Origin of the sequence: Thalassobius sp. MITS945101, from assembly GCF_047123305.1 — a bacterium.
Classification (GTDB): Bacteria; Pseudomonadota; Alphaproteobacteria; order Rhodobacterales; family Rhodobacteraceae; genus Thalassobius.
Map to the genome: position 1 here is coordinate 1,552,242 of NZ_CP138918.1, position 21,694 is coordinate 1,573,935.

Sequence of the window (21,694 nt, forward strand, 5' to 3'; positions counted from 1 at the left end):
GGCGGGGCCGCTCACCCCGGAGTTTTCAGGCAAGATGAAATTGGGCAAGATGAATTTGGGCCGCTCTGAGCGAGGCGCCGGTCAGCGCGATTTGCCTTTGCCCTTGGCGGGGCCTTTGGCTTTGCGTTTGCCTTTCATCCGGTATTGCGCTTCCAGCGTGGCCTTGTGTTGGCGGGTGATTTCCTTGGCGCGGCGGCGGGTTTGGCCCATGGTTTCCGAGTTCAACTGATCCTCGGCGCTGAGTTTGCGCCAGCGGTCCAGACGTGGTTCCGAGATGGTGCCAGCGTCCACGGCCGCCAGCACCGCGCAGCCCGGTTCCGAGACATGGGCGCAGTTGCGGAATTTGCACTGCCCGGCCAGTTCGGTGATGTCATCAAACAGTTCGGCGATGCCGCCCGCCACGTCATGCAGCCCCAGTTCCCGCATCCCCGGCATGTCGATCACCATGCCGCCGGCCTGGGCAAAATGCAGCGAGCGCGCCGTGGTGGTGTGGCGGCCCTTGGCATCGGTTTCGCGGATGCCTGCGGTGGCCTGATCGGCCTCGGTCAGGGCGTTGATCAGGGTGGATTTGCCAACACCGGAGGAGCCGACGAAGGCCACGGTCTGGCCGGTGCCGCACCATTTCGCCAGCGTGGCAACGCCAGCCCCATCGGTGGCGTTGATGCAGAGCACCCCGGCAAATTTGTCCGAGATCTCCTGCGCCTCTTTCAGGTAGCGGTCGGCCTCATCGGTGAGGTCGGATTTGGTCAGCACCAGAACCGGCGTCACATCGGCGTCCAGCGCCAGCACCAGATAGCGTTCGATGCGGGCGGGGTTGAAATCCTCATTGCAGGAGGTGGTGATGAACAGTGTGTCGATATTGGCGGCCAGCAGCTGGCTTTTGGCTTCGACCCCGGCGGCGCGGCGGCTGAGCTTGGAGTGGCGTTCCAGCACCCTGCGGATGGTGCGGCTTTCGGGATCGATCAGAATCCAGTCCCCCACGGCCAGGTCAGAGGCGCTGATGTCACTGGGGAAGATCAGCCGGATCAGGCCTTCGGGGGCCAGGCCACGCGCCAGCGAACGTTGCACCGTGGCGGCGCGCACTGGCACCAGATCCGAATCGGCCTCGGCCGTGAGCTGGTCTGCAAAGAAGCTGGTCCAGCCGAGATCTTCGAGCGTGTGCAGGGGCAAGGGGATCCTCATCAATGGGCGCGGGCAGAACGTATCAGAATTGGCGGCAGAATGCGCTTTTTGCGCCAAAGGGCAAGCATATGCAGGGGAAAACAGCGGCATTTTTGCGGGCTGTTGCATCGCGATTATCGGTGGGGGAGGTAGGTGAGAGGTTGGACATCGACCCAAGCGGGGCTCGTTGTGGCTGCTTCCTTCCGGATCTGACCAGGTTGGCGAGGCGCTCGCCCGCGCCAACCTCTCAAGGCTGATATAGTGCGGTGGGCGCGGGGATGCAAGATGTGCCGAAAGGGCGGATCAGAGATGCAGGCGCAGGCGGGTGGAGGTGTCCGAGGTCTGTTCCAACACCTCTGGGCGCAGATGGGCGATATCCTGGAGGTGAGGCAGGGCGGTCGTAGCGACCTCGGCCGTGGCGGTGGCGTCGGGCAGCGGTGTGAACCGCCAGCTGTCGTGCCGGGGAGGGATACGCAGCGGACCGGTGTCTAGGGCCTGCTGCAGCAATTGCCGCAGGTCCGGCCCGATGGGCAAGAGCTGACGGTCTGCGGGTAGTGCAGTCAGCACCGGTAAGGTGCTGGCGCGGTGGGTGTTGGTGATCACCAACACTTCCTGATCCGGAGGCAACGGGGTGCCGTTGAGATAAAGCGCGGGCAGGGCATTGGGGGTGGTGAGATCAAAACGGGTTTCCACCCCAAAGAGGTGATCAAACCGGTAGCTGGGAAAGCGGGGGTTCAGCAGGGGCTGGTCCTGTGCCGCGCTGTGGCGGTGCGCAAACATCTGCGCATTGTGCTGCTGCCAGAGTTGCAGCTCATGCCCTGTGAGGCGCAGAGCCAGCAGATGGGTGTTGAACGGTTGCAGCGCCAGCAGATCGCGGTGGCGCAGCGGGCCTGCGGGCAGCTCGACATAGGGGCTTTGCGGGCAGAGCGGGCCGGATTTATGCACCACGGTGGCGGAGAGCAGCGGCAGGGCACAGGCAGGGTGATTGGCCAGCAGAGGTGCAATCGCCTGCTGCTGCAGTGCGGCCAGGGTGCGGGCCACGGCGCAGGGGGCCAGCTGGGCGAAATAGGAATGCAGCGGTTGGGCGCTATGGCCGAGGGGTTGGTCTAGCCTGGCCTCGGCCCGTTGGATGTAGGGCGCAAGCGCGGCGTGGAGCGGGGTTTCTGTGAGGGGCTTGGTCTGGGCGGATTTGGTCAGGGCGGACTTGGTCTGGGCGGGCTCAGACGGGGCAGGGTGGAGCTGCACGGCGTGGCGGATCACCTGCCACCCCGCTGCGCCCTGTGTCAGATAGAGGTCGATCTGGCCAAGGTGGCTGCCAAAGGCGCCGGCCATCACGGTGGGCACCCCGTTGACGGTGCCCGCTTGCAAGTCGGCGTTGGGGATGGTGGCAAATTGATCTGACGGAAAAAAACCGTGCTGGTGACCGCAGAGCATGGCGTCGATACCGGGGATCTGGCTCATGCGATGGGCGCAATTGTCGTTCAGCGGATCGCAGCTTTGTTCGGACAGGCCGGAATGGGACAGCAGCAGCACCAGGTCGGCCCCCTGCGCCCTCAGCAGGGGCACTGTGCGGGCGATGCTTGGGGTCATTGCGGCAAAATGGAACTGGTCGCTGAGGGCGGGATCTTCCGAGGCAAGGGTGTTGGCTGGGGTGGCGGCGACCAGGCCGATCCGCAGGCGCGCGCTTGTGTCGCCAAGGCGCAGGTGGCGGGTCAGGATCACATGGGGCAGCACCTGCGGCAACGCGGTGTCATGGCCGGAATGGCGCCGGAAATTGGTGGAGATCACGGGGAAATCGGCTTGTTGCAGCGCGGTCCCAAGCGGCTCCGCGCCGAAAGCAAACTCGTGGTTGCCGAGGGCCACGGCGTCATAGCCCAGCCGGTTGAACGCACCGATCACTGGCGAGGCACCCAAGGAATAAACGGTGGTGTCGGGTGAAACAGCCGGCGGAAGGGTGGGGTCAAATAGTGGATTGCCTTGTAGAAAATCGCCGCAGTCCAGCAACAGGGTCAGATCTGGCCCCTGCCGTTGGGCCTCGATCAAGGGGACAAGCGCCGCGAGGCCGACACAGCCGGGGCCGACACCACAAAGTTGGGCGTGCAGATCGGTTGTTTGCAACAGGCGCAGATGCACAGCGTCGGGTGGATTGAGCAGAGAGGGAGATGTCACAGGAAACTCGCACTTTATGTACTATCATTAGTTGTTTTATCGCGCGGCTGTCAACAAATCGGCGGGGGACGGTATGCAGGTATTCACGGGGTCAGCAGCGGGCGGCATTTGCCTCTTTAGCCTCTGCGCGGAACAACCTAGTGTCGCGACAACCAGAAGAAAGGGCGCAGGCATGAAACTGGCGGAAACGGTGACTTTTGGCGGCTCGGGCCTTAATCGTGCGGCGGAGTTGCGGGTCGATCTGGCGGCGCTGAAGGCGCGGGCTGGGGCGACGGTAATTGTGCTGTGGCGGGGCAAACCGCTGATCGAAGAGGCGGACGGAACCGCCAAATTGGTGCGGCTGCCGTTGAGCCATGCCATTTGTGCCGAGGCCAAAGAAGAGCCGCTGTTCCTGGGGCTTGAGGGCGACACGCCAGCTCTGGCGCTGGATATTTCGGGCTGGACGCCAGACCTGTTGGACGCGGCGGAGCTGTCGCAGTTCACCGACCGGTCACGTCAGCACCACCCGTCCCTGCCAAAGTCACAGGAATTTGCCGAATTGCGGGCGATCATGACCCTGTTGGATGCCCGTGATGCAGAGCTGGCGGCGACGGCGCGGGCGCTGTTCAACTGGCACAGCAGTCACAGGTTTTGCGCCCGTTGTGGCACCGGCAGCGAAATGGCGCAGGCCGGATGGCAGCGCAATTGCCCCGCCTGTGGCGCGTTCCATTTCCCGCGCACCGATCCGGTGGTCATCATGCTGGTGACCTCGGGCAACAAGGTCCTGCTGGGCCGCTCCCCCGGCTGGCCGGAGGGGATGTATTCTCTGTTGGCGGGCTTTGTGGAGCCCGGCGAAACGCTGGAGGCGGCGGTGCGCCGCGAGGTGGTGGAAGAAACCGGTGTGGCGGTGGGGGAGGTGACCTATCTGGCCAGCCAGCCCTGGGCCTTCCCCAATTCGCTGATGTTCGGCTGTCGCGGCCATGCCACCAGCGAAGAGATCCAGATCGACCCACATGAGATTGAGGATGCCCAGTGGTTCAGCCGCGAAGAGATCATGCAGGCCTTTGCCGGGCGGCACCCTGTGGTAAAACCGGCGCGGGAGGGGGCGATTGCACACTTCCTGTTGCGGAACTGGCTTGCAGACCGTTTGGAATAATTCAAAACTGCCGCCAACAACGATAACCCCAAGAACAGGCCCTCCCCATGTTTTTGTCCGCCAAGGAAGATATCGAAGCACCGATCGACCATGCCTTTGCTTTGATGACCGATTTTGACTCTGTCGAACGCACGGCCCTGCGCCGTGGCATCGATGTGCAGCGCTGTGACAGCCTGACCGAACCGGGCGCCGGAATGGAATGGCAGGTCGAGTTTGAGTTTCGTGGCAAAATGCGCAGCATGACGCTGAAGCTGAGCGAATTTGACACCCCGCAGGCGCTGAGTTTTGAAGGTGTCAGCCAGGGCTTGTCGGGCACGGTTTCGGTGGATCTGGTCGCCATGTCCAAGACCCGCACCCGCATGTCGGTGGATCTAGAACTGGAAGCCTCGACCCTGTCAGCGCGGCTGGTGCTGCAATCGCTGAAACTGGCGCGCACCAAGATCAACAAAGGGTTCCATCTACGGGTGGCCAACTACGCCACCGAGCTGGAAGGCCGGTATCGCCAGATCTCCTAAAACCGGTTTGTGGGCAGCCGCTTAGCGCGACTGCTCATGTTCAAACCGTTGCCGGGCGACCCGCTCGTTACGTTCGCTTTTGTTGAGGTCCTGCAACGTGGTGCGCACGTAGTCCAGATGCGCCTCGACCGCCGCGCGTGCGCCTTCGGCATCGCGGGCCTGCAAGGCGGTGTTGATGGCACGGTGCTGGGTCAGCAGGGTGTCACGGGTGGTGCGCTGTTTGAACATCATCTTTCGGTTATAAAAGACCCCTTCGCGCAGCAGCTGGTACATCGACCGCATCATATGCAGCATGATGACGTTGTGGCTGGCCTCGATGATCGACAGGTGAAAATCGGCGTCCAGCTGTGCCTCATCATCGGGATTGCGCTTGGAATGCACCCCTTCCATTTTGTCGAAAATGGTCTGGATCACCTTCAGATCGGTGTCCGAGGCCAGACGGGCGGCGCGTTCGGCTGCCAGGCCCTCCATGTCGCGGCGGAAGGAGATGTAGTCAAACACTGCTTCTTCGTGGTTGGCAAAAAGTTTGACCAGTGAGTCCGAGAAGGCCGAGCCCAGCACGTCCGCCACATAGATCCCCGAGCCCGCCTTGGAGCTGAGCAGCCCCTTCTCCTGCAACTCGGAAATCGCTTCGCGCAGCGACGGGCGGGAAACGCCGAGACGGTCCGCCAGTTCCCGTTCCGCCGGCAGCCGTTCGCCAGGGCGCAGGATGCCCCGCAGGATCAGCAATTCAATCTGGCGGGTGACCGCGGTAGAGAGTTTCTCGGGTTGGACTTTCTGAAATGGCATCGGACACCTTTTTGCAATTGGTCAATTTATATGACCGCGCCCGACATGAGGCAAGCCGCCCCTTTGCCACAGGGCAGGGACGGCTTGGCCAAATTGGTAAGGCGATCAAACGGCGCTGAAATGGGCGGTGAGCAGGACACCTGCGATCACCAGTTCCACCACCAGCGGCGGCACCACAGCCTTGTCAAACCCATCAGCGAGGATGCCGACGATCCGGCCCAGAGCCACCGCGCCCATCAACAGGGCCACGGCGACGAAGCCAAGGGTCTCACCGGTGAGGAGGCCGTTGACCAACAGGGCCACCGAGGCCAGAAACAAGCCGCCCATCACCGAACGGATGGTGCTGAGGCCGGGGGTGCCGACCGGTTCCAGCGCGAAGTTGGCTGTCATGCGGCGCGGTGCGAACATGGACATGGTGCCAAGGCCCAGAAGCATCAGCGTGGCGAGGGTGACGAGGATTTGCAGGGTCAGTTCCATTGGGTTTCTCCTTTGAGATCAGTGTGTTTTCGGTGTGAAAAGGTTTTTCAGGCAGAGGTTTCAGGCAAATTGCTGGATGGCTTTATGGGCGTTGTCCTGCGCCTCTGTGTCGGCCAGATCCGGGCGCAGTTTGACCTGATCGATCACCTGACCCGTGGGCACTTCCTTGGCGCTGGCATAGAATCGACCGCTTTCGAATTTGGGATTGAACAGCCCATCGACATAGCGTTTTGCACCGGTTTCAACCGAATGCATCATGCCAAACAGCGGCATCAGCAGCCCGCCGATGTGTTTGAACATCAGCCGCTTGACAAAGCTCATGTCGTCAAAGCCGTTGGTGCCCGTGGTGCCGCCGGGGCTCATGGTGACAAAGCGCAGATGCGGGTGCTGCCGCGCCATCGCGCCCATCCACAGCACCCCCAACAGCTTGATATAGCCATAGGTCTCGGTCGGGTCGGCGTCCGCGGCAAAGCGGGATCCGTTGATGATGGCGGTAAAGGCGGCGATGTCGGTGTTGGGCAGATCCGGCACCGGCATGCCCATTTTAGGGATGCCACGGGCCGCCTCGGAACCGGCATAGAGCAGGGTGGAGGTGACCAATTGGCGGGCCAGAAGCTCCTCAACCAGCACGACATGGCCCAGCATGTTCATCGCGTAAATCTCGGTCACACCGGCGTCGGTGAGCTGGTTTGAGGTCCGCCCGCCGCTGCCGCCGGCGTTCAGGATCACCGCATCGACCGGCGTTTGCAGCGTGGCAACCGCCGCCCGAACCGAGTCCGGTTTGGAGACATCCATCAACACGATTTCAAAGATGTCGCGACCGGTTTCGGCCTCTAGCGCGGCTTTGGCAGCCTCGGCCTTGGCCTTGTTGCGGCAGGCCAGAAGGATCTTTTCGACCCCTTTCTGACCAGCCAGTTGGCGGGCGGCCTCGCGGCCAAGGCCTGCGTTTGCGCCGGTGATCATCACGGATTGGATCGGGTTCATTTCGAGGTCCTCATCAGATTGTGGGGCTACGGGTGTTGCGTCTGAGAAGAAGGTAGTCTGTGTTGAAAATGCTGTGTATCTGGGTAAAGCTGAACATCTTGTGTCATTTTTGAACCATAAGGGTGGGCCGAACAGCCATGCAGGAAAGCCATTCGCTGAACTGGGACGATCTGAAATATTTCCTTGCGGTGGCACGCACCGGCACGTTGCGGGGCGCCGCCGACAGTATTCAAGTCAATCACACCACCCTGACTCGCCGGCTTGCGGTGATGGAGGAACGGGTGGGCAGCCGGCTGTTCGACCGCTCCAAAAAGGGGCTGGTGCTGACCCAGCTGGGCGAAGACCTGATGCCCCATGCCGCACGTGTGGAGGAAGAGATGACCGCCGCCTCCCGTGTGATTGTCGGGCGAGATGCGCAGCCGTCTGGGACCGTCTATGTGACCCTGCCACACGGGTTGGCGATGACCTCGATCATGGATGATCTGGCCGCTTTTTCAGAAACTTATCCCGAAATTGAGCTGAACCTGACCTTCGCCAATACGGTGGCGGATCTGACCCGTCGCGAAGCCGATGTCAGCCTGCGGGTGGCCCATGAGGTCACCGATGACGTGGTGGGCCGCAAGCTGGTGCAGATGTCGCAAGCCGCCTATTGCAGCAAGGTATATGCGCAGCGGGTGCAGGACAATGGCGGCGCTGGGTTGCATCTGATCGGCTGGCACGAACCCGAAGAGGCGGTGACCGCGAAATGGGTGCGGGACAGTTATTACCCCAGGGCGCAGCTGCGCCACCGAGTGTCGGAGCTGGTGCCATTGATCACGCTAGCGGCCTCGGGGTTAGGCATGGCCTATCTGGCCTGCAATCTGGGTGACCGCCATCCCGGTCTGATCCGTGCACCGTTCCAGAAACCGCTGGCCTATCGCAATCTGTGGCTGCTGCTGCACCGGGATCTACGCAACACGGCACGGGTGCGGTTGTTTGTGGATTTCCTCGCCAGTCGGATCACCGCGCGGCGCAACGAGTTCTGGGTAGCCGGCACGGTGATGCGGCGTGCCTAGGGGCGCCGCGCCCGGCGGCTGCGCCACCAGACAGCGGCGGCCAAGACGCAGAGGGAAATCTCAACCTTAAACGTCCAATGGGCCAGGAAGGATTTGATCCAATGGTCATGGGTGGCAGGGACGTGGACCAGCGTAGTTTTGTGATCCCACCAAGGCCAGCCCCAGGTGACAGCGCCGGCAATACTGTCCAGACACAGATGGATCAGCGCGCCGGTGGCCAGCGTCGCAATTGGGGAGCCGGTCAGATGGTGAAAACGACGCAGCAGCAGGCCCAGCAACAGGACTTTGGCCCAGAGGATCGGGCGATGGGTGATGTATTCGTGATGATGAAAGGCGCGGTTATCGACGAAATAAAACCAAATCAGGTCAAGATCCGGCAACACGCTGCACAATAGCCCCGCCGCAAAGGCCAGTGGCGGGAGGCGGCGCTGCAGTGGTCTGAGCGCAAGATAGACCCCGGGCAAATGCCCGATAAACATCAGTATTCCACGCCAATCTGCGCTTTGATGCCCGAGCGGAAGGGATGTTTCACCAGTTCCATTTCCGTCACCAGATCGGCGATTTCGATCAGCTCTTCTTTGGCGTTGCGGCCGGTCAGCACCACATGGGTCATATGTGGTTTTTCTTTGGCCAGAAAGGTGACCACTTCGTTGATGTCGATATAGTCATAGCGCAATGCGATGTTGATCTCATCCAGCAGCACCATTTTGTGGCTGTCGTCACGGATCAACTCCTTGGCCTTTTCCCAGGCCGCCTGCGCCATTTCCACATCGCGGTCGCGGTCCTGCGTTTCCCAGGTGAAACCCTCCCCCATGGTGTGGAACGAACAGGTGTCGGAAAACTTGCCCAGAATCAGGTCCCGTTCGCCGGTGCTCATGCCGCCTTTGATGAACTGTACCACGGCACATTTCATATCATGGGCAATGCAGCGGAAAATCATTCCGAAGGCGGCAGAGCTTTTACCTTTGCCCTTGCCGGTATGCACCATCACCAGACCTTTCTGATCGGTCTTGGTGGCCATGATCTTGTCGCGAGCGGCCTTTTTCTTGGCCATTTTCATCGCGTGACGGTCGCTGTCGGCAGTCATACTCGGGCTCTCCTGTCGCCTGTTGGGAAGCCGAACTTTAGGGGGCTTTGCGCCCAAGGCGCAAGGGGGAACGAGGCAGGAGCTGCGCCTGCCTGCTGAGCGGAATCCAGAACGGATCTGCGGCATCGCAGACGGTCTGAGAACAGCCGCCTGACAGGGAATTTGCGAGGTCGGACCTATGGCGCAAAATCTTGGTTAGTCGAGCAATGTTCTATGTCTCCTGGCGAAAAACTGGGTGTCGTCGGCGTCACCGGTAAGGCGACCACCAGTCTTGGGGTTAAGGTGTTGGCGAGCTGATAGAGATCTAACAGGTCATTGATAAACATCTGGTTAACGCGCTTTGGGTTTTTCAAAAGACTTTGTTTTGGAGCAGCGTCAGCCAAGGGAACTTGGGTGTGCGCCTGCAGGCCTGTCGTTTTAGCAATCGCTTCAGTGGGTTGAATACCAAGTCAAAAAAAGACGCTGTTCACTGCGACAGGCAGTCTCGCAGTTTACCAATTGGTAACCTTTGTCCACTATCTTGCCGGGATGCGATGGATATTTTTGATCTTTATGTTGGCGGCCTGTGATTCGGCTGGAAGGGCGTTTCGGGGTGTACCTGCGCAATACGTTGACGTGGAAGGCCTGTCCTTTGCCGTACGAGTCAAGGGCACTGAGGCGGAGGCGATCCGTACCAATCGTATGGCCCGACCACAGCGCGACCAGATAGGACTGGCGGCGCAACGGGCGATGGAGTTGGTGTCTGGCTGTGAGGTGCGTCAGCTGACAGGGGATGTCGCCGTCATGACGGCGACATTACGTTGTCGCGATGGCCCTTAAGCCTTCTTCAGCAAGGCCTCGACACCAGCACGGGCGGAATTGGAACGGGGCGTCCAAAGGCCACGGTCCATCGCTTCTTGCAGCCGCTCTGCGATCTCTTGAAGTGCTGGGGCATTGTGCGCGGCGATGAAGCTGCGGGTGTCGTCGTCTTCGATGAAGGCGCTGTGAACCATGTCAAAGTGGTGGTTGCGCACGGCGCCCGTGGTGGCGGCAAAGGCAAACAGGTAGTCGACGGTCGCGGCGATCTCGAAGGCACCTTTGTAGCCATGCCGTTTGACGCCATCGATCCATTTTGGGTTCACCACGCGAGACCGCAAGACCCGGCTGATTTCGTCGTCAAGCGTGCGGATCACCGGGCGTTCAGGGCGGGAATGATCGTTGTGATAAATCGGCCGGCCCTGGCCTTGCAGTGTCTTAACGGCTGCGGCTGCGCCGCCTTCGAACTGGTAATAGTCATCACTGTCGAGGAGGTCATGCTCTCGGTTGTCCTGGTTTTGCACAATCGCCTCGGTTTGCGACAGGCGTTGTTCCAGCCCCACGCGGTCGCGCTGACCTTCGCTGCCTGCGCCATAGGCATAACCGCCCCATTCCAAATAAGCCTCGGCAAAATCTGCTGTGGTGGTCCAGAGACGCTCGTCGATCAATGCCTGCAGGCCGGCACCGTAGGCACCGGGCTTGGAGCCGTAAACACGTGGGGCGCCTTCACCGGCGCGCGCGCGCGCCGCAGCGGGGTTTTGATCTGCAGGTTCGTCCAGCGCCTGCACCGCTCGTGCGGCGCTGTCGACCAGTGCAATCAGCTGAGGGAAGGCATCGCGGAAAAAGCCGGAAATTCGTAGGGTGACATCCACACGGGGCCGGCCCAGCACTGAAAGGGGCAGGATCTCAAAACCAGTGACCCGACGGTTGGCATTGTCCCATTTCGGCTTCACCCCCATCAGGGCGAGTGTCTGGGCAATGTCGTCGCCACCGGTGCGCATGTTTGCGGTGCCCCAGGCAGTGACCAACAGGCTGCGCGGCCAGTCGCCGTGATCCTGAAGGTGCTTTTCAATCAGAAGGTTGGCGGATTTCCACCCCAAGGCCCAGGCGGTTGGGGTGGGCACCGCGCGGCTGTCGACGGAATAGAAATTCCGACCGGTTGGCAGGGTGTCCAGGCGCCCGCGGGTGGGCGCGCCGGAGGGGCCGGGTGGCAGGAAGCGACCGTTCAGAACCTGCAGGAACCCGTCGGTTTCGGCGGGGCCACAGCTGTCCAAGGTGGGACGTATCGTGTGGCGCAGGTGCGTGAGCACCTCGGCTGACGAGGGACCGGGGGCGGCGCCCTCGGTGTCGAGGAGGGCGATCGCCAGTAGTTCCAGACGCTCCACCGTGTCGCCGTGGCTGCGCCAGCTGGCGCTGTCCAGTGTACTCAGAACCTCGGGGCGCGGGCCGTCCCAGCGGGCGGCCATGTCACAGTCCAGCGGGTCAAAGCCGAGCGCCAGATCCTCGGCCAGGGCGCGGATCAGAGAGTTGTCGGCGCCTTTGCCCTCACCGCGCGGCACACGGGCCAAGGCAATGGATAGGTCGCGGGCCTGCACCCCGGTGGGGGAGGTGCCAAAAATGTGCAGCCCATCACGGATCTGCGCCTCTTTCAGGTCGCAGAGAAAGGCGTCGAGCTTGGCCAGATCGCTGTCCTCATCCTCGCCTTTCAGACCGGCGTCTTCGCCGATGCCGGTGGCCGAGGTGAGCGACAGGATTTCACGGCGCAGGTGTTCGATGCGGCGCGGATCCACACCGGCGGCCTCATAGTATTCGTCAACCAGCGCCTCCAGATCCTTCATCGGACCATAGCTTTCGGCGCGGGTCAGGGGCGGGGTCAGGTGGTCAATGATGACGGCTTGGGCGCGGCGTTTGGCCTGGGTGCCTTCGCCGGGGTCGTTGACGATGAACGGGTAGAGATGCGGGGTGGGACCGAACACCACCTCGGGCCAGCAGGTTGCAGACAGGGCCAGCGCCTTGCCCGGCAGCCACTCCATATTGCCGTGTTTGCCCATATGGGCGATCGCATCGGCGCCAAATTCATGGCGCAGGTGGAAATAGAAGGCCAAATAGTTGTGCGGCGGCACCAGATCGGGGGAATGGTAGGTGTCGGTCGGGTCGATATTATAACCGCGCGCGGGTTGTACCGCGATCACCGTATTGCCGAACGGGAAGATCGACAGCGCAAAGCCGTTGCTACCACAGAACGGGTCCTCCTCGGGCTGGCCCCAGCGGCTCTCGATCTGTTCGCGAACCTCCCAGGGTAGGGCGTCGTAGTGTTGCCGGTAGGCGTCCAGTGACATGGGCGTGCCGCCGTTGCGGTCGGCGCGGTCGGTCAGCCAGTTGGTGGGCCCGGCCATGATCTGCTGCATCAGGGCGTCACTGTCGAGGGGGGCGTTTTCAACCCTGTAGCCCGCTCCGGCCAGCACCTGCAGCATATTCACGGCAGCGGCAGGCGTGTCGAGGCCAACGCCATTGGCCAGTCGGCCATCTTTGTTGGGGTAGTTGGCCAGCACCATGGCAACACGGCGTTCGGACGGTTTCTTGTGGCGGAGGCGAGCCCAGTTGGCGGCCAGGCGGGCGGTGAAATCGATCCGGTCGCCTTGGGCGCGGTAGGTGGCGATGGGGCATTCGGTGGCCTCATCAAAATAGGCTTCGTCCTTGAAGCTGATGGCGCGGGACAGGATGCGGCCGTCGACCTCGGGCAGGGCAACGTTCATCGCGATGTCGCGAGCGGACAGACCGGTAAGCCCTTCGGCCCAAGCCTGTTCATTGCTGCCAGCCAGCACGATCTGGAACACCGGGGCTTCGTCTGCGGCGGCCATGGTCAGTGGGTTTTGCGGGGTCGTGTCGCCGGCATGGGGGCTGCCAACGGCAAAGGCGGTGGCGTTCAGGATTACCGAAGGCGGCGCGGCGGTGAACAGGGTTTCCAGCGTGGCAACCGAAACCGGATCTTTCAGCGAGGCGACAAAGATGGGCAGCGGGTTCAGCCCTTGGCGCAGCAAGGATTTCACCAGACGGTTGATCGGGTTCAGGCCTGCGCCCTGAACCAGCGCCCGGTAGAAGATCACCGGCACCACGGGCTGGTCGGCGGTCCAGGCATCCTGCGCGGCAGAGAGGTCAGCGACCCCTGCGCCGGGCCAGTAGACGCCTGCGCGCAGCAGCGGGGCGGCGGCCTGTGGGGCCTCGCCTGCGTGGTCGTTCAGCATCCATTGGCAGTAGCTGAGGAAGTTGAGCGCATTGTCCGGCCCACCTTCGACCATATAGGCCCAGAGCGCATCGTAATCAGCGCCGGAGACGGTGGAGAGGCCGCGCAGCTCGGGGTCGGGTTTGTCGTCACCCGGCAGGGCCACGAAGGGCACGCCGGCCTCGGCCAAGCGGGCGGCGTATTGTTCAAAGCCGTATTTCCAGTAGCCCGCGCCGCCAAGGATTCGCGCCACCACCAGACGGGATTTTGTGGCGCAGTTGTCCAGATGCAGATCGACCGACATCGGATGTTGCAGGTGGGTCAGGTTGGCCAATCGCAGAGCAGGGGCATCTTCGAGGTCCGCACGGGCCTGCGACACGGCCGCCAGTTCGGTGTCCGCAGCAGAGATAAAGATCACGTCTGCGGGCGTCTGGCCCAGATCAACCGGTTCCTGCCCGTCGTCAATCGAACCGGGGGTGGCAGCGAGGAGGTGCATCTAGTGGACCTTTACTTGTGATTTCTGGCAACATGCGGCAAGAGCCGTGACACTCAGAGAAAGAGGGATCAGATGGATTACGGACGTATGGGCGGTGTGAAGCCCACCTATGGCGGCAACAAGCCCCGCAACGAAAACGATCGTCGCAACAACGACAAGGGCGTTGATAAGGCGGCTTTGCTGGCGCGGATGAAGAAAGCGGCGGAAGCGCGTAAATCCCCGGAAAAAGAGCCCAAGGGCTGAGACGGCGCGCGCAGCTGTCACTGCGCTGCGCCCGCGTTGGCCGCCTTGGCGGTCAGGTCTTTGGTCATGAACAGGCTGGCGGGGTGGTCGGGGTAGTCGCCGAACGGGCCACAGACGCGATAGCCGAGTTTTTTGTAGAGCGCCACGGCGGCTTCCAGTTTGTCGCCGGTTTCCAGATTGACCGCCCCATGACCCAGCACTGTGGCGCGGGCTTCCAGATCGGCCATCAGCAGGCGTGACAGGCGTTTGCCGCGCGCCTGAGGCGCCACGAAGAGGCGTTTCACCTCTCCATAGGTGCCACAGTCGACCAGGGCCACACACCCAAGTGCAACGCCCTCTTCCCGTGCGATGAGGAAGGTGATGGTGTCCGCCACCAGTTCCTCGGGGTCGAGGGTGAAACATTCCTCCGCCGAATAGACTGCACGCAGGGCCGTGTCCGATCCGGCCAGCAGGGTGCGGCCCTCCTCGGACAGGGGCGATTCCTGCGCGATGGTGATCATGCCTGCAACGCCTTCTCAATCGCGGTGCGATCCAGACCGGATTCACCGATTACCACCAGGCGGGTGTTGCGCGGGTTGCTGCCGAATGGCTGGTCGAAATAGGTGTCGATGCGCGGGCCGACCGCTTGCAGGGTTAGGCGCATCGGCTTGCCTTCAACCGCCGCAAAGCCTTTCAGACGCAGGATGCCGTGGTCGCGGATGACGCTGACCACCTGATCGGCGAAGGCCTTGGGATCGGCCACTTCAGCGCGTTCCACAACGAAGCTTTCGAAATCGTCATGGTCGTGATCGTGGTGATGATGGTGGTGATCGTCGCCATCCTCGTGATCGTGATCGTGATCGTGATCATGGTGGTGATGGTGGCTTTCGTGACGGGCGGCCATATCGGCCTCGGCGCCCACACCCTGGCCCAGCAGGACATCCACCGGCAGAACCCCCATCGAAGCTTTGACCACCTGCACGCCGTCGCGGCTTTCGTCTTTCAGGCGGGTGGTCAGCTGGGTGGCTTCTTCCGCGCTCAGTAGGTCGGATTTGTTCACCACAATCATATCGGCGCAGGTGACCTGATCTTCGAACAGTTCCGATAGCGGGGTTTCATGGTCGAGGTTTTCGTCCAGTTTGCGCTGCGCGTCGACGGCGGCGACATTGTGGGCGAACTGGCCATCGTGGACGGCGCGGCCATCCACAACGGTGACCACACCGTCCACGGTCACACGGGTGGAAATTTCGGGCCAGTTGAAGGCGCGGACCAGGGGCTGTGGCAGCGCCAGACCAGAGGTTTCGATCACGATGTGATCGGGCTTCTGATCGCGGTCCAGCAGCTTTTCCAGCGTCGGGATGAAGTCCTCGGCCACGGTGCAGCAGATACAACCGTTCGAAAGCTCCATGATGTCATCTTCGGTGCAGGTCTCATCGCCGCAGCCTTTCAGGATGTCACCATCGACACCAAGGTCGCCGAATTCATTGATGATCAACGCAATGCGTTTGCCATTGGCATTGGCCAGCATATTGCGGATCAGGGTGGTTTTACCGGCCCCGAGGAAGCCGGTCACAACGGTTGCGGGGATCTTGGCTGGCATGGGTGGTCTCCGTTTCGGGCGGCCGCTGCCATTGGGCAGGGCTGTGTCTGTCTAGCGCGTCGCGGGGCCAGGGGCCAAGGGCGACGCGCTGGGAAGGTTATTGCTGTGCGTCGGGCACGGTGACGGTGGCTTCCACCATCTGGCCGCTGTGCATCAGCTGTTCGTGGCTGTTGGCGTTCAGGGTCACCTTGACCTCAGCCCCGGCGGTCAGGTTCGACAGCAGGAACCAGTCCCCATAGAGCCGGGTCAGCTTGACCCCGTCGACATAGATATGCGCGTGGCCGGTGCCCGCAACATGCGGGCCGTTGACCGCAGCGGGGGTCAGGGTGAAGTTCTGATATTGCACCTGAAGGTTATAGCTGCTGCCGCCGTCATGGTGCAGGGCAAGTGTCAGATCGGGCCTGCCGGTTGCGTCACCGGTGACGTCCAGCATGGCGCTGTGGTCATGGTCGGCCATAGCCTCTGACGGCATATCATGGGCCAGATGGCCGGTGCCTGCGCCATGGGCACTAGGATCATTGTGATCGTGGCCGGACAGTTCGGCATTGCTGGTCACGGCCAGAAGGAAGCCGAAACCAGTGCCGAAAAACAGGGCGATCACTGCGAGGTAGAGCGATTTCATCGTTTCTCTCCAATCGAAAAGCCGGAGGGCGTCTGCTCTCCGGCCCTTCAATGTTTGGATCAGTCGTCCGCGCGGGACCAGAAGTAGCCTGCAAAGCTGCCAAGCAGCGCCCAGGAGGCCAGACCCACACCCAGTGCACGGCCAGCAAACTCACCGCCCAATTCCGGCGGCACGGGGCCGGCAAAATGTTCGGGCTGCGGTGCGCCGATCAGATGCGGGGCCAGCAGCAGTACGGCGGCGATGCCCCATGCAGCCCAGCCTTTGCCAAAGGCGACCAGCGCCAGTGCAATCGCGGCGGAAATCACGGTGCCGAACCACCAGATCTGGCGGTCCATCACATCCGCAGCGGCCACACCGGGCAGTTCCGGCGGCAGGCTGACAGCGGGGGCGAAGTGGAAGGCGATGTAGCCCGCGATGCCCCAGATGAGGCCATTGCGGCCGTTTACGGCGTGGCCCTTATCCGCAGCCAGCGCCATGGCACCCACCAGGATAAAGGCATAGCCGGTGTAGATCAGGGCGGTGAACAGCACGCTCAGCCCGTCGCGCATGGCGTCAAAGCCGGGCAGCTCTTGCTGTACTGCGTTCAGGGTTCCGCCAAAATGCACCAGATCGCCGCCCTCGTAGAGTTCGGCGTGCAGAAGCACAGGCTGCACGAATACGAGTTGCAGCACGGCGGCAATCAGCCCCGCTGCAAACCCAGCGAACAACGCGCTGGTCAGAATTTTGCTGATCATGGTCTTAGTGGCAGGGGAAGCCGGTGGCGTGGCGCACGTCATGGGCGGCGTCATGCAGGGTGTCGGCCTGAACGTGGCCGGCAATGGTCACGATGCCGAGGCCGATCACGGCGGCAACGATGAAGCCTGCCAGGGCCGAAATTTCGCGGGTCTTGGTCGCGGTAACTGTGGTCATGTCTCTGTCTCCTCTTCCGTCATCCCCGACGGATTGGGTTATTGTTCTACGTATGGCAGGTCTCCTGGCTGGCGGGTCATGGCCCCTGTCGCCTTCCCGGTCCGGCAGATGCCGTTGACCAGTGGCTTGTGACAGGCGCTCACCGCTGACAGTCGCGGGGGCGGCTGCGGCTGTGGGCCCCGATTTGGGTCACCCCTTCCACATTCCCTTTTCGTCCCGGATGCTTTGCATCGCACAATGGGAACCATACAGGGTATTAATCGCGTGAAATGCTGCAATGCGTCAAGCGCGTTTTGCGCGCATTGCCGGGTCAAAAACGACCTTCAGGCCCTTCAATATCCGCGAAGATCCGCAATATTTTGTGGATAACTGCTGGGATAACCCGAAATAAAGGGGGGGACCGTTGACTCAAACGCCACGGGCCTCTCAGGATCAATGAACTTTGGAATCACAACTGGAATCACTCAAGGACGTCCCGTCGCGTGCTGTTTTCGAAACTCAGACTGACCGGCTTTAAAAGCTTTGTCGATCCGACCGATCTGCTGATCAAGGACGGGTTGACCGGAGTCGTGGGGCCAAACGGCTGTGGCAAGTCCAACTTGCTGGAAGCGCTGCGTTGGGTGATGGGAGAGAACCGCCCCAAGGCGATGCGTGGCGGCGGCATGGAAGATGTGATCTTTGCCGGTGCCTCTTCACGTCCGGCCCGGAACTTTGCCGAGGTGTCCCTGCTGATCGACAACGGGCAGCGCTTGGCGCCGGCGGGGTTCAATGATGAGGACCAGCTGGAAATTGTGCGCCGGATCACCCGCGATGTTGGGTCGGCCTATAAGGTCAACACCAAGGACGTGCGGGCGCGTGACGTACAGATGTTGTTTGCCGATGCCTCGACCGGCGCGCATTCGCCTGCGCTGGTGCGGCAGGGTCAGATTTCTGAGCTGATCAACTCCAAACCCAAGGCCCGGCGTCGCATTCTGGAAGAGGCGGCGGGGATTTCGGGGCTGTATCAGCGCCGTCATGAGGCGGAGCTGAAACTGAAAGGGGCCGAACAGAACCTGGCCCGAGTTGACGATGTGGTGGATCAGCTGGCCAGCCAGTTGGCGACGCTGGACCGTCAGGCCCGTCAGGCGGCGCGCTATCGCACGATTGGCGAAGAGCTGCGCAAAGCTGAGGGGCTGTTGCTGTACCGGCGCTGGCGCGAAGCGGATGAGGCGCGGCTGGCGGCAGAGGAGGAACTGCGTAACCGTGTGACCCTTGCGGCGCAGGCCGAAGGTGAGGCGCGCAAAATCGCCAAGATGCGCGAAGAGTTGGACGCCGGATTGCCGCCCCTGCGCGAAGAAGAGGCTATTGCAGCGGCGATCCTGCAACGTCTCTCGGTGCAGCGGGATACGCTGAAGGATCAGGAAACGCAGGCACTACAGTCCATTGAGACGCTGAAGAACCGCATCCTGCAGATGGCCAAAGATATCGACCGCGAGGCGGGTTTGAACCGCGATGCTGGCGAGACGATTGAACGGCTGGAGTGGGAAGCCCGCGAGTTGCAGAAGGCCAGCGAAGGCCATGAGGACAAGCTGGAGATCGCCTCGGAAATGGCGCATGAGGCGGCGATGGTGCTGCAGGACCGCGAGACCGCGATGTCGCAGCAGACCGAGGACGTGGCCCGTCTGGCGGCGCGGCATCAGTCGGCGCAGCGGATGCTGGATGATGTGCGCCGGACGCTGGCACGGTCTGAAGGGGAGGCGGTGAAGGCGCGGGACGCGGTGGCGACGGCGGCGCAGGCCTCGGAGCAGGCGAAGCTGAACTTTGAGGCCGCAGAAGAAGAGGCCGAGATTGCGCAGGCCACAGCCGAGAACGCCGAAGAGACCCTAATGGAGGCCGAAGCCGCACGGGCGGAGACACAATCGCGTGAAGCGGATGTGCGGGGTGAACGGTCCGAGGCGGAGGGCGAGTTGAACGCGCTGCGGGCTGAGGTCACGGCGCTGGCGAAACTCTTGGAGCGTGACACCGCTGAGGGCGGTCAGATCCTCGATCGTCTGCAGGTGGAGATGGGTTTTGAAAAGGCGCTGGGTGCGGCTTTGGCCGATGATCTGCGGGCGCCTCAGGTAGAAGGTGACGGGCCGTCGGGCTGGACCGAACTGCCAGACTATGACGATGCGCAGGCCTTGCCTGTTGGTGTCCCCCCGCTGTCGAACCACGTCTCGGTGCCGGATGTGCTGGCGCGCCGGATGGCGCAGATTGGTCTGATCGATGCCGAAGATGCGCCGCGGTTGCAGCCCCTGTTGCAGCCCGGTCAACGGTTGGTGTCGCTGGAAGGCGACCTGTGGCGTTGGGATGGGTATCGCGCCTGGGCCGAAGATGCGCCCTCGGCAGCGGCGCTGCGCTTGCAGCAGTTGAACCGGTTGGAAGAGCTGAAACAACAGTCCGAACATGCCGGCACCCGCGCCGAAGCGGCGCGTGCCGCCCATGAGGCGCTGACCCAGCGGTTGGCGGATCTGACACGTGCCGATCAGGCGGCGCGTCAGGCGCGGCGGGATGCGGACCGGTTGGTGAATGAGGCCAGCCGCAAGCTGTCGCGCGCCGAGGCGGATATGACGCTGGCCGAGTCGAAACTGGAAAGTCTGGGCATGGCGGTGGAACGCCATGAGGACGAAGCGATGGAGGCCCGCGCCCGCGTGGTGGAGGCCGAGGACGCCATTGGCGATCTGGACGATCTGGACGAGGCCCGGGCCGGGGTTGAGGATCTGAAGCTGACCGTTGAGGCGGCGCGGATGACGATGATGACCAAACGCTCGGCCCATGATGAGGTGCGCCGTGAGGGCGAGGCCCGCCTGCGCCGCAGTCAGGAAGTGACCAAGGAAATCTCTGGCTGGAAGCACCGGTTGGAAACCGCTTCAAAACGCAGCACCGAATTGGCCGACCGCAAAGAAGAGTCCGAGGAAGAACTGGCCGAGGCCATGGCGCTGCCGGAGGAGATTGCCGAGAAGCGCGAGGAGCTGGGAGAGGCGATCGAAACCGCCGAGGACCGCCGCAAACAGGCCGCTGATGTGCTGGCCGAGGCGGAGGCGGCGCTGCGGGTGGCGGAGCAGACCGAACGGGATGCAGAACGGGCAGCCTCGGACGCGCGGGAAGCGCGGGCCCGGTCCGAAGCACGCGCCGAAGCGGCCCGTGAAACGGTTGCCGCCACGGTGGAGCGGATCGATGAGGTGATGCAGGTCACCCCGCAGAAACTGTTGGATACGCTGGACACCAACCCAGACGACATGGCCGATGCCGAGGCGCTGGAACAGGACGTGAACCGGCTGAAACGGCAGCGCGATGCCTTGGGGGCGGTGAACCTGCGCGCCGAAGAGGATGCCAAGGAAGTCCGCGAGGAACATGGCTCTCTGGTGGATGAAAAGGCCGATCTGGAAGAGGCGATCAAGGCGCTACGCTCGGGGATTTCAAACCTCAACAAAGAGGGTCGTGAGCGTCTTCTGACAGCCTTTGAGCAGGTAAATTCCAACTTCTCGCTGCTGTTCACCCATCTGTTTGGCGGCGGTGAGGCCAACCTGGAACTAATCGAAAGTGAAGATCCACTGGATGCCGGGCTGGAGATCATGTGCCAGCCGCCGGGCAAGAAGCTGTCGACGCTGTCGCTGTTGTCGGGTGGGGAGCAGACCCTGACCGCCATGGCGCTGATCTTTGCGGTGTTCCTGGCGAATCCAGCGCCGATCTGTGTGCTGGACGAGGTGGACGCGCCGCTGGATGATGCCAACGTGACCCGTTTCTGTGACCTGTTGGACGAAATGTGCCGTCGCACCGACACACGGTTCCTGATCATCACCCACCATGCGGTGACCATGGCGCGGATGGACCGGCTGTTCGGGGTGACCATGCAGGAGCAGGGTGTCAGCCAGCTGGTGAGCGTGGATCTGAAGAAGGCCGAAGCGCTGGTGGCGTGACCGGCCAATGCTGCAGCTTTGCGGCTCTCTCAATCGTGACAGCGAAGTGATGTTTGGCGGCGGCTGGCCTGTGTCAGAGTGGCCCGGATACTGACGGGTGGAGGATGGGCCTTATGTTGAAATGGTTGGCCGTGGGGCTGTGTCTTGCAACGCCTGCTGTTGCGCAGGACTGGCAGGGGCGTTCCGGTGATCAGGGCTTTGCACCCGAGGCGTTGCAGGCCCATCTGTCGGGGCAGATGCTGGAGTTTTTTGACGGCGGCCAGTCGCGCTATGATGCGGATGGCAGTTACCTGTGGTCCTATGCTGGCGGCGGTGATTGGTATGGCAGCTGGGAGGTCTCGCAGGACAGCACGGTCTGTGTGACATTCGTGACCGAAGTGACCCGCTGTGACCGGATTGTGCAGAACGATGGCCGCACCGTGGTGTTGACGGCAGACGGGCAGCGTTTTCCGGTGCGCCGCATGCTGGCACAGTAAAATCAGGCCCTTTGTTAAAGAAAAACCGGCGGTGTTCCCTC

Annotated in this window: 20 protein-coding genes, 1 other RNA gene and 1 riboswitch; of the genes, 7 read left to right on the forward strand and 14 right to left on the reverse strand. The window is 62.3% G+C overall.

From position 1 onward, the window contains the following. Nucleotides 1–81 precede the first annotated feature (81 nt). The 3 genes from rsgA to SIC14_RS07805 all read right to left on the reverse strand — a co-directional run bounded on the left by rsgA (nt 82) and on the right by SIC14_RS07805 (nt 3,330). The gene (gene rsgA / locus SIC14_RS07795; RefSeq protein WP_412565257.1) at nt 82–1,170 is read right to left on the reverse strand and encodes a ribosome small subunit-dependent GTPase A; all 1,089 of its coding nucleotides are present in this window, start codon (nt 1,168–1,170) and stop codon (nt 82–84) included. A 142-nt stretch (nt 1,171–1,312) separates the two neighbouring features. Next, nucleotides 1,313–1,411, reverse strand: an RNA gene (gene ffs / locus SIC14_RS07800) — signal recognition particle sRNA small type. Nucleotides 1,412–1,464: 53 nt separating this feature from the next. Then, complete coding sequence (locus SIC14_RS07805; protein WP_412565258.1) at nt 1,465–3,330, reverse strand: bifunctional metallophosphatase/5'-nucleotidase; 1,866 nt, start codon at nt 3,328–3,330, stop codon at nt 1,465–1,467. Between the two features lie 172 nt (nt 3,331–3,502). Here SIC14_RS07805 and nudC point away from each other — a divergent pair, with 172 nt between their 5' ends. Continuing rightward, a complete protein-coding gene (gene nudC / locus SIC14_RS07810) occupies nt 3,503–4,465 on the forward strand; it encodes an NAD(+) diphosphatase (protein WP_412565259.1) in 963 nt (320 codons plus the stop codon). 47 nt (nt 4,466–4,512) lie between these two features. Further along, complete coding sequence (locus SIC14_RS07815) at nt 4,513–4,980, forward strand: SRPBCC family protein (RefSeq protein ID WP_412565260.1); 468 nt, start codon at nt 4,513–4,515, stop codon at nt 4,978–4,980. A 21-nt stretch (nt 4,981–5,001) separates the two neighbouring features. On the opposite strand, the gene SIC14_RS07820 is transcribed toward SIC14_RS07815, so the two are convergent. The 3 genes from SIC14_RS07820 to SIC14_RS07830 all read right to left on the reverse strand — a co-directional run bounded on the left by SIC14_RS07820 (nt 5,002) and on the right by SIC14_RS07830 (nt 7,230). Further along, a complete protein-coding gene (locus tag SIC14_RS07820; protein WP_412565261.1) occupies nt 5,002–5,769 on the reverse strand; it encodes a FadR/GntR family transcriptional regulator in 768 nt (255 codons plus the stop codon). Nucleotides 5,770–5,874: 105 nt separating this feature from the next. Next, entirely contained in the window at nt 5,875–6,246 is a 372-nt protein-coding gene (locus SIC14_RS07825; protein WP_412565262.1) for a DUF4345 family protein, read from the reverse strand. Nucleotides 6,247–6,306: 60 nt separating this feature from the next. After that, complete coding sequence (locus SIC14_RS07830; protein ID WP_412565263.1) at nt 6,307–7,230, reverse strand: SDR family NAD(P)-dependent oxidoreductase; 924 nt, start codon at nt 7,228–7,230, stop codon at nt 6,307–6,309. A gap of 137 nt (nt 7,231–7,367) precedes the next feature. Between SIC14_RS07830 and SIC14_RS07835 the strand changes: the two genes are divergently transcribed. Then, on the forward strand, nt 7,368–8,285 hold the full coding sequence (locus tag SIC14_RS07835; RefSeq protein ID WP_412565264.1) for a LysR family transcriptional regulator: 918 nt from the start codon (nt 7,368–7,370) through the stop codon (nt 8,283–8,285). On the opposite strand, the gene SIC14_RS07840 is transcribed toward SIC14_RS07835, so the two are convergent. Continuing rightward, nucleotides 8,282–8,764: a metal-dependent hydrolase gene (locus tag SIC14_RS07840; protein ID WP_412565265.1), complete on the reverse strand. Its 483-nt coding sequence runs from the start codon at nt 8,762–8,764 to the stop codon at nt 8,282–8,284. The genes SIC14_RS07835 and SIC14_RS07840 overlap by 4 nt on opposite strands. Beyond that, nucleotides 8,764–9,372 (reverse strand): cob(I)yrinic acid a,c-diamide adenosyltransferase, encoded by a 609-nt coding sequence (gene cobO, locus SIC14_RS07845; RefSeq protein WP_412565266.1) that lies wholly within the window; start codon nt 9,370–9,372, stop codon nt 8,764–8,766. Before cobO ends, SIC14_RS07840 begins: the two co-directional genes overlap by 1 nt. Nucleotides 9,373–9,915: 543 nt before the next feature. On the opposite strand from cobO, the gene SIC14_RS07850 reads away from it, so the two are divergent. Continuing rightward, a complete protein-coding gene (locus tag SIC14_RS07850) occupies nt 9,916–10,191 on the forward strand; it encodes a hypothetical protein (protein ID WP_412565267.1) in 276 nt (91 codons plus the stop codon). Here SIC14_RS07850 and cobN read toward each other — a convergent pair. Continuing rightward, complete coding sequence (cobN, locus tag SIC14_RS07855) at nt 10,188–13,886, reverse strand: cobaltochelatase subunit CobN (protein WP_412565268.1); 3,699 nt, start codon at nt 13,884–13,886, stop codon at nt 10,188–10,190. The two genes, SIC14_RS07850 and cobN, sit on opposite strands and share 4 nt — an antisense overlap. 72 nt (nt 13,887–13,958) lie before the next feature. On the opposite strand from cobN, the gene SIC14_RS07860 reads away from it, so the two are divergent. Next, a complete protein-coding gene (locus SIC14_RS07860) occupies nt 13,959–14,129 on the forward strand; it encodes a hypothetical protein (protein ID WP_412565269.1) in 171 nt (56 codons plus the stop codon). Nucleotides 14,130–14,146: 17 nt separating this feature from the next. Here the strand turns inward: SIC14_RS07860 and SIC14_RS07865 are convergent, their stop codons facing one another. The 5 genes from SIC14_RS07865 to SIC14_RS07885 form a co-directional block, all read right to left on the reverse strand. Next, a complete protein-coding gene (locus SIC14_RS07865) occupies nt 14,147–14,629 on the reverse strand; it encodes a GNAT family N-acetyltransferase (RefSeq protein WP_412565270.1) in 483 nt (160 codons plus the stop codon). Continuing rightward, entirely contained in the window at nt 14,626–15,708 is a 1,083-nt protein-coding gene (cobW, locus tag SIC14_RS07870; protein WP_412565271.1) for a cobalamin biosynthesis protein CobW, read from the reverse strand. Before cobW ends, SIC14_RS07865 begins: the two co-directional genes overlap by 4 nt. A gap of 97 nt (nt 15,709–15,805) precedes the next feature. Next, entirely contained in the window at nt 15,806–16,330 is a 525-nt protein-coding gene (locus tag SIC14_RS07875) for a hypothetical protein (protein ID WP_412565272.1), read from the reverse strand. 59 nt (nt 16,331–16,389) lie between these two features. Further along, nucleotides 16,390–17,064: a CbtA family protein gene (locus SIC14_RS07880; protein WP_412565273.1), complete on the reverse strand. Its 675-nt coding sequence runs from the start codon at nt 17,062–17,064 to the stop codon at nt 16,390–16,392. 4 nt (nt 17,065–17,068) lie between these two features. Next, on the reverse strand, nt 17,069–17,239 hold the full coding sequence (locus tag SIC14_RS07885; protein ID WP_412565274.1) for a CbtB domain-containing protein: 171 nt from the start codon (nt 17,237–17,239) through the stop codon (nt 17,069–17,071). Nucleotides 17,240–17,275: 36 nt separating this feature from the next. Then, nucleotides 17,276–17,503, reverse strand: a riboswitch (cobalamin riboswitch). A gap of 218 nt (nt 17,504–17,721) precedes the next feature. Here SIC14_RS07885 and SIC14_RS07890 point away from each other — a divergent pair. Continuing rightward, nucleotides 17,722–21,177, forward strand: a complete 3,456-nt coding sequence (locus tag SIC14_RS07890) for a chromosome segregation SMC family protein (RefSeq protein WP_412565275.1) — start codon at nt 17,722–17,724, stop codon at nt 21,175–21,177. Nucleotides 21,178–21,290: 113 nt separating this feature from the next. Next, nucleotides 21,291–21,653 (forward strand): hypothetical protein, encoded by a 363-nt coding sequence (locus SIC14_RS07895; protein WP_412565276.1) that lies wholly within the window; start codon nt 21,291–21,293, stop codon nt 21,651–21,653. The last annotated feature ends 41 nt before the right edge of the window (nt 21,654–21,694 follow it).